This is a genomic window from Streptomyces sp. NPDC057302, from assembly GCF_042667685.1.
Taxonomy (GTDB): domain Bacteria; phylum Actinomycetota; class Actinomycetes; order Streptomycetales; family Streptomycetaceae; genus Streptomyces.
This window is the reverse complement of record NZ_JBHUZJ010000067.1, coordinates 48245-55328: the sequence shown is the minus strand read 5'-3', so window position 1 is coordinate 55328 and position 7084 is coordinate 48245. Positions and strand designations below refer to the sequence as shown.

At 69.9% G+C, this 7084-nt stretch carries 5 protein-coding genes; 1 reads left to right on the top strand and 4 read right to left on the bottom strand.

Going from position 1 to position 7084, the window contains the following annotated elements:
* Positions 1-42 precede the first annotated feature (42 nt).
* The 4 genes from ACFUPX_RS33405 to ACFUPX_RS33390 form a co-directional block, all read right to left on the bottom strand.
* A complete protein-coding gene (locus ACFUPX_RS33405; protein ID WP_383331324.1) occupies positions 43-852 on the bottom strand; it encodes a succinate dehydrogenase/fumarate reductase iron-sulfur subunit in 810 nt (269 codons plus the stop codon).
* Positions 849-2825: a fumarate reductase/succinate dehydrogenase flavoprotein subunit gene (locus ACFUPX_RS33400; protein ID WP_383331321.1), complete on the bottom strand. Its 1977-nt coding sequence runs from the start codon at positions 2823-2825 to the stop codon at positions 849-851. The genes ACFUPX_RS33405 and ACFUPX_RS33400 overlap by 4 nt, the downstream gene beginning before the upstream one ends.
* Entirely contained in the window at positions 2825-3658 is an 834-nt protein-coding gene (locus tag ACFUPX_RS33395; RefSeq protein ID WP_383331318.1) for a hypothetical protein, read from the bottom strand. The genes ACFUPX_RS33400 and ACFUPX_RS33395 overlap by 1 nt, the downstream gene beginning before the upstream one ends.
* Before the next feature lie 130 nt (positions 3659-3788).
* Entirely contained in the window at positions 3789-4103 is a 315-nt protein-coding gene (locus ACFUPX_RS33390) for a hypothetical protein (protein WP_383331315.1), read from the bottom strand.
* 417 nt (positions 4104-4520) lie between these two features.
* Here ACFUPX_RS33390 and ACFUPX_RS33385 point away from each other — a divergent pair, with 417 nt between their 5' ends.
* Positions 4521-6881, top strand: coding sequence for an ABC transporter family substrate-binding protein (locus ACFUPX_RS33385; protein ID WP_383331312.1), 2361 nt, complete (start codon positions 4521-4523; stop codon positions 6879-6881).
* The last annotated feature ends 203 nt before the right edge of the window (positions 6882-7084 follow it).

Genomic DNA, 7084 nt, shown 5'->3' with positions numbered 1-7084 from the left:
GGCCTGAGGGGAAACCCTCAGGCCACCCCTACGCCGCCCGCGCTACCGCTCTCCCCGCCGCCGAATCTTGCTCCCGAGCCAGACCAGCGGATCGTACTTCCGGTCAACCGCCCGTTCCTTCAAGGGAATCAGCGCGTTGTCCGTGATCTTGATGCCCTCCGGGCACACCTCCGTACAGCACTTCGTGATGTTGCAGTAGCCCAGCCCGTGCTCGTCCTGGGCGGTCTGCTTGCGGTCGAGGCCGCTCTCCGCCGCCGCGTCCAGCGGGTGCATGTCCAGCTCGGCGACCCGCATCAGGAAGCGCGGACCTGCGAACGCCGTCTTGTTGTCCTCGTGGTCGCGCACCACATGGCACGTGTCCTGGCACAGGAAGCACTCGATGCACTTGCGGAACTCCTGGGAGCGGTCCACGTCCGCCTGCTGCATGCGGTACTCGCCGGGCCCGAGGTCCGCCGGTGGCACGAAGGACGGCACTTCCCGTGCCTTCGTGTAGTTGAAGCCGACGTCCGTCACCAGATCCCGCACCACGGGAAAGGCCCGCAGCGGTGTCACCGTGATGACGTCCTCACGGCTGAACACCGACATCCGCGTCATGCACATCAGCCGTGGCCGGCCGTTGACCTCCGCCGAGCACGAACCGCACTTGCCCGCCTTGCAGTTCCAGCGCACCGCCAGGTCGGGGGCCTGGGTCGCCTGGAGGCGGTGGATGATGTCGAGGACGACCTCGCCCTCGTTGACCTCGACCTTGAAGTCCTCCAGATCGCCGCCCTTGACGTCCCCGCGCCAGATCCGGAACCGCGCGTCGTACGACGTACTGGAAGCACTCGGAGAACTCGGCGTAGTGGTACTCACTCGTAAAGCTCCTCTTCGGCCAGGTACTTGACCAGCTCTTCCTTCTCGAAGAGAGCAAGCAGGTCGGGACGGATGGGCTCGGTGGTGACCCGCACCAGATCGATCTGGCCGCGCACGGGATCAGTTGCCGCCAACCCGCCCGAAGGGTCGGTGAGCTGGCAGAGCAGATTCGCGCGGCGCCATTCGCGGTTCATGCCCGGATGGTCCTCGCGGGTGTGCCCGCCCCGGCTCTCCGTGCGCTCCAGTGCGGCCCGTGCCACGCACTCGCTGACGAGCAGCATGTTGCGCAGGTCCAGCGCGAGGTGCCAGCCGGGGTTGAACTGGCGGTGGCCCTCGACACCGGCCCGCCGCGCCCGCACCCGAAGCTCCGCGAGCTTCTCCAGGGCCTGCTCCATCTCCGCCTCGCGGCGGATGATGCCGACCAGGTCGTTCATCGTCTGCTGGAGTTCCTGGTGCAGGGTGTAAGGGTTCTCCGGCGTCGCCCCGTCCTCGGGGCCCTCCGCGCTGAACGGCCGCAGCGCCTCGGCCGCCGCCGTGTCCACCTGGACCTCGTCCACCAGAGGCCTGGCCCGGCCCTCGGAGAGCCCCTCGGCCCCGGACAGCCCCGGCCCCGCCCCCGCGAACCCAGCCGCGTGCCGAGCCGCATGGAGCCCCGCCCGCCGCCCGAAGACGAGCAGGTCCGAGAGCGAGTTGCCGCCGAGCCGGTTCGAGCCGTGCATGCCGCCGGCGACCTCGCCCGCCGCGTACAGCCCCGGAACGCGCTGCGCCGCCGCGGTGTCCGACTCGACCGCGATGCCGCCCATCACGTAGTGGCAGGTCGGCCCGACCTCCATCGCCTCGGCCGTGATGTCGACGTCCGCGAGCTCCTTGAACTGGTGGTACATGGACGGCAGTCGGCGCCGGATGACCTCGGCCGGCATGCGTGTCGACACGTCGAGGAAGACCCCGCCGTGCGGCGAACCGCGGCCCGCCTTCACCTCGGAGTTGATGGCGCGCGCCACTTCGTCGCGGGGCAGCAGCTCCGGAGGCCGCCGGTTGTGGTCCGGATCCTCGTACCAGCGGTCGCCCTCGTCCTCCGACTGGGCGTACTTCTCCTTGAAGACGTCCGGTACGTAGTCGAACATGAACCGCTTGCCTTCGGAGTTGCGCAGTACTCCGCCGTCGCCGCGCACCGACTCGGTGACCAGGATGCCCTTCACCGAAGGCGGCCAGACCATCCCCGTCGGGTGGAACTGCACGAACTCCATGTTGAGCAGCGGCGCCCCGGCGAGCAGCGCGAGCGCGTGGCCGTCGCCCGTGTACTCCCACGAATTCGACGTCACCTTGAAGGACTTGCCGATGCCACCGGTCGCGAGGACCACGCTCGGGGCTTCGAGCACGAAGAAGCGGCCCGACTCGCGGTCGTAGCAGAACGTGCCGCTGACCCGCTCGCCGTCCTTCAGCACGCGGGTGACCGTGCACTCCTGGAAGACCTTCAGACGCGCTTCGTAGTCACCGAATTCACGTTCGTCCTCCTGCTGGAGGGAGACGATCTTCTGCTGGAGCGTACGGATCAGTTCGAGTCCGGTCCGGTCGCCGACATGCGCCAGGCGCGGATACTCGTGCCCCCCGAAGTTGCGCTGGGAGATGCGGCCGTCTGCGGTGCGGTCGAACAGCGCTCCCCAGGTCTCCAACTCCCAGACCCGGTCGGGCGCCTCGCGCGCGTGCAGCTCGGCCATCCGCCACTGGTTGAGGAACTTGCCGCCGCGCAGGGTGTCGCGGAAGTGGACCTGCCAGTTGTCGCCGGAGTTCACGTTGCCCATGGAGGCCGCGATGCCGCCCTCGGCCATCACCGTATGGGCCTTGCCGAACAGGGACTTGCAGATCACGGCGGTACGCGCGCCCTGCTCACGTGCCTCGATCGCGGCCCGCAGGCCCGCTCCTCCGGCCCCCACCACGACAACGTCCCACTGCTGTCGCTCCACTTGAGACATCAGAAGAACCTCGGATCGTCGAAGGCGCCGGACGCGATCAGATACACGTAGAAGTCGGCGAGCGCCACACTCACCAGGGAGGCCCAGGCGAGCAGCATGTGCCGTGCGTTGAGCTTTCCGACCCACTGCCACATGCGGTACCGCACGGGATGCTTGGAGAAGTGCTTGAGCTTGCCGCCGACGATGTGCCGGCAGGAGTGGCAGGAGAGTGTGTACGCCCAGATCAGCGTGATGTTGACCAGGAAGATGAGCGTGCCGAGGCCCATGTGGCCCCACTCGTAGTGCTCGTCGCGGAACGAGAGCACGGTGTCGTACGTGAGGATGCCCGCCACCGGAACCGCCGCGTAGAAGAAGTAGCGGTGGATGTTCTGCAGGATGAGCGGGAAACGGGTCTCTCCGGAGTACTTCTTGTGCGGCTCGGCCACCGCGCAGGCGGGCGGTGAGGCCCAGAAGCCGCGGTAGTAGGCCTTGCGGTAGTAGTAGCAGGTCATGCGGAAGCCGAGCGGGAAGATCAGGATCAGCAGGGCGGGGGACAGGCCCCACCAGCTGCCGAAGATCTCCCAGTTGGGGCCCGAGCGCATCGGCTCGCAGTTCTCGGCGAGGCACGGCGAGTAGAACGGTGAGACGTAGGGCGCCGCGTAGTAGTCCGAGTTCGCGAAGGCACGCCACGTCGAGTAGACGATGAAGGCGAAGAGGCCGGCGGCGGTCGCGGCGGGCGCCAGCCACCAGCGGTCGGTCCGCAGATGGGCAGCGCTGATCGAGGCGCGCGTCGCCGCTCGTACGCCGCCGGGATCCTGACCGCTTTTCAGATGGGGTTCCGTGCCAGTGGCCAACGAGGCTCCACTCCTTTGTCCTCAGATTTGTCCTCGGATCGGCGGCCCGCTGAGGTGCGGCCCGCCGATGTGCGGTCCTCGGATCGGCGGTCCGCGCGTCGGCGGTGGTGCTCAGGGCGGGTGCGGCGCCTCAAGGGGCATGCCGGTCGCTCGCGCCGAGGCCCTCGTCGTCCGAGTCCGTCCACAGGGAGCTGTCGTACGGCGTATCGGGGATGGTGATCAGGTCGGGCCGCTTCGGCGGGGCCGCGGTGGTGCTCGGGGCCGCGGCGCGCAGCAGCGCGACGCTCTCGCGCAGATGGTCGGCGTCGGTGCGGACGCGGCGCACGTCGATTCCGGTAAGACCACCCTGGGAACCCTCGCCGATCTGCTGCTCCAGCTTGCCGACGGTGCGGACCAGGTCGTCGACGCAACGCTGAACAGCCGTCAGATCGTCCTGCAGAGCCATGACTTGCCCTCACTTCAGGGGTGCGGCGGCAACGTTCATGCGCCTGCGAGTGTCGCGCGTCACATCCCGGCTTGTGAAGGGATCTGCCGGGATTCCCGGCTCGTACGCGCTGAAATGCGCCGGGGTGCACGCCGCCGCCCGGTTGCGCTTCGGAGCGCTCGCCGATGCCTTCGTCACGCTGGGTCATGCCCGGTCGGGCTCGGTCGGGCTCGGGTCGGGCTCGGTCGGGCTCGGTCGGGCCTGGTTGGGCCGCACGAGTGGGATCTGGCGCCCCCACGCCGTGTCGCTCCCGTGAGCCGCGCCCCGTCCCCTTCAGTGGGTCGATAGATGTGATCAGCTCCATATACCGCCAAACGTGATCAAACCCGGCCCCGGTCCTGGTAGCGGGCGGCCGGGCGAGCCCCGGAGGTACCCGCCATGTCCCCAGACCGCGCCAGACTGAGATCTGCCGTGTTCCTCGCCACGGGCGTGCTAGCTCTGCCCGCCCTCGCCGCCTGCAGCTCTCAGGACGAGGCAGGCTCCCCGACCGCAGGCCAGGACGTCGCGCCCGCGGCCCGGGACCTCGTCGCCGACGGCGGGACCATGAACTGGGCCGTCGACGCGCTGCCGGAGACCCTGAACTCCTTCCAGTCGGACGCCGACGCGGGCACGTCACGGGTGGCGGGGGCGGTCCTGCCGTCGATGTTCCGCCTCGACGCGCACGGCAGGGCGCAGCAGAACACCGACTTCCTGGAGTCCGCGAAGGTCGTCGAGCACGAGCCCAAGCAGGTCGTGCTCTACAAGCTCAACCAGCAGGCGGTGTGGAGCGACGGCCGCGAGATCGGGGCCGACGACTTCGCGGCGCAGCAGCGCGCCCTGTCCGGCAAGGACAGCGCGTACTGGACGGCACGCAACGCGGGCTACGACCGCATCGAGAAGGTCGAGCGCGGCGAGAACAACCTGGAGGTGCGCGTCACCTTCAACAAGCCGTACGCGGACTGGCGCTCGCTCTTCTCGCCGCTGTACCCCAAGGAGGTCATGGGCACGCCCGACTCCTTCAACGACGGCGCCCGGCGCAAGCTCAAGGTCAGCGCGGGCCCCTTCGCGGTGCAGGACTTCGACAGCAAGGCCGACGAGGTCACGCTGGTCCGCAACCCGCGCTGGTGGGGCAGGCCCGCCAAGCTCTCCAAGCTCGTCCTGCACGAGGTGCCGCGCGACGAGCGGGCCGCCGCGCTCGCGGCGGGGAAGGTCGACCTCGCCGAGATCGACGCCCCTGAGGCGCGGCGCATCAGCAGCGCGGGCCGTGACCGGGGCGCCCAGGGTCCGCTCAGCCACGGTCCCGAGGCGCAGCTGACCCCGGCCAAGGCGCTGCGTTCCTGGGCGATCGCCAACGGCTCCGACGAGGAGGCGGCCGACAGCGAGCAGCAGGCCCGCGAGAAGACCCACAAGGCGATCAAGAAGTACGCGACCGAACAGACGGGCCTGCGGGGCTACACCGTCCGCAAGTCCCTCGAACCGGCCTACACCCAGCTCGCCCTCAACGGCACCGAGGGCCCCTTGGCCGACGACCGGGTGCGGCGCGCGGTGGCCCGCGCCCTCGACCGCGACGAGCTCGCCAAGGCGGTCCTTTCGCCGCTGGGCCTGCCCGCCGAGCCGGTCGGCAGCCACCTGGCCCTCGCCGGGCAGCAGGCGTACGCGGACAACAGCGGGGCCCTGGGCGACCAGGACACCACCGAGGCGCGGGCGCTGCTCGCCGACGCGGGGTGGACGCCGGGCGGTCCGCTGAAGGAGCCCAAGGGGAAGACGGCCGGGAGCGAGGCCGGCGCCAAGAAGGCGAAGGCGGACTCCGACTCCGACGCCGACTCCGACTCCGATTCGGACGCGGGGGAGGACTCGGGCGACGACGGCTCGTACACCGTCGGAGAGGACGACCAGAAGGCTTCAGGCGACCAGAAGCCGGGCGGCAGCGGCACCTCGGTGCTCGCCCCCGCTCCCGCGGCGGCCTACCAGCAGGCGGCGCTGACCCGCCAGGCCGCGTCCTTCACGGCGCACCGCGAGGCGGACAAGGAGAAGAAGAAGGGCCCCGACGGGCACGCCAAGAAGCACGCGGAGAAGCGCGCCGAGAAGCCCGCCGAAAAGCACTCCGACAAGCAGGCGGCCAAGGGCGGTGCGCCCGGCGCGTACGCCCCCAAGGGCACCGCCGCGCCCGCCACCCCCGCCGCGGGCGGCCCGATGGCGAAGGACGGCAAGCCGCTCACCCTCCGCTTCGTCCTGCCGTCCGGCGAGGGCTCGGAGTCGCTGCGGACGGTGGCCGACCGGATCTCGCGGATGCTGGAGAAGATCGGCGTCCGTACGGAGACGGCGAAGGTCGCCGACGACAGCTACTTCAAGGACCACATCGCGTCCGGCCAGTACGACCTCGCCCTCTACTCCTGGCCCGCGTCGGCCTTCCCGGCCACGGACGCGCGCCCGATCTTCGCCAAGCCGGTGCCGGCCGCGGACGGGTCGCTGAACGTCGAGCAGAACTACACGCGGGTCGGTACGGATCACATCGACCAGCTGTTCGACCAGGCGATGGGGGAGCTTGACGAGGACGAGAGCCGCGCCCTGGTCAAGAAGGCCGACGCCCGCATCTGGGCGGAGGCCGGTTCCATCCCCCTCTATCAGCGCCCCCAGCTGATGGCGGCCCGCACGAACCTTGCGAACGCGGGTGCTTTTGGTTTCCAGTCCCCGAACTTCGAGGACATGGGCTTCCTGAAGCCGGGCGCCAAGCCCTCGGGCAATCCGGCGGCGAAGTAGCTCCGTCGCAGGTCACGCTCAGATTCCGCTCAACTCCCTTGCCCGTCGGTACCCCCGGCGGGCAAGGTCGTTCCCACCCACTGACCCGTACATATGTCCCCGCGCACGCCCCGCACCCGCCCCGAAACCGCCCCCACCCCCTCCCCAGGCCCGCCCGAGCGGCCCGGAAGGGCCGTTTCGAAGCCCCCGAAGCGTCGAAGTTC

What these genes read in the sequence shown, in the direction of transcription:
- ACFUPX_RS33400 (WP_383331321.1), bottom strand. Translation starts at nt 2,825, where the DNA reads ATGTCTCAAGTGGAGCGACAGCAGTGGGACGTTGTCGTGGTGGGGGCC.
- ACFUPX_RS33390 (WP_383331315.1), bottom strand. Translation starts at nt 4,103, where the DNA reads ATGGCTCTGCAGGACGATCTGACGGCTGTTCAGCGTTGCGTCGACGAC.
- ACFUPX_RS33385 (WP_383331312.1), top strand. Translation starts at nt 4,521, where the DNA reads ATGTCCCCAGACCGCGCCAGACTGAGATCTGCCGTGTTCCTCGCCACG.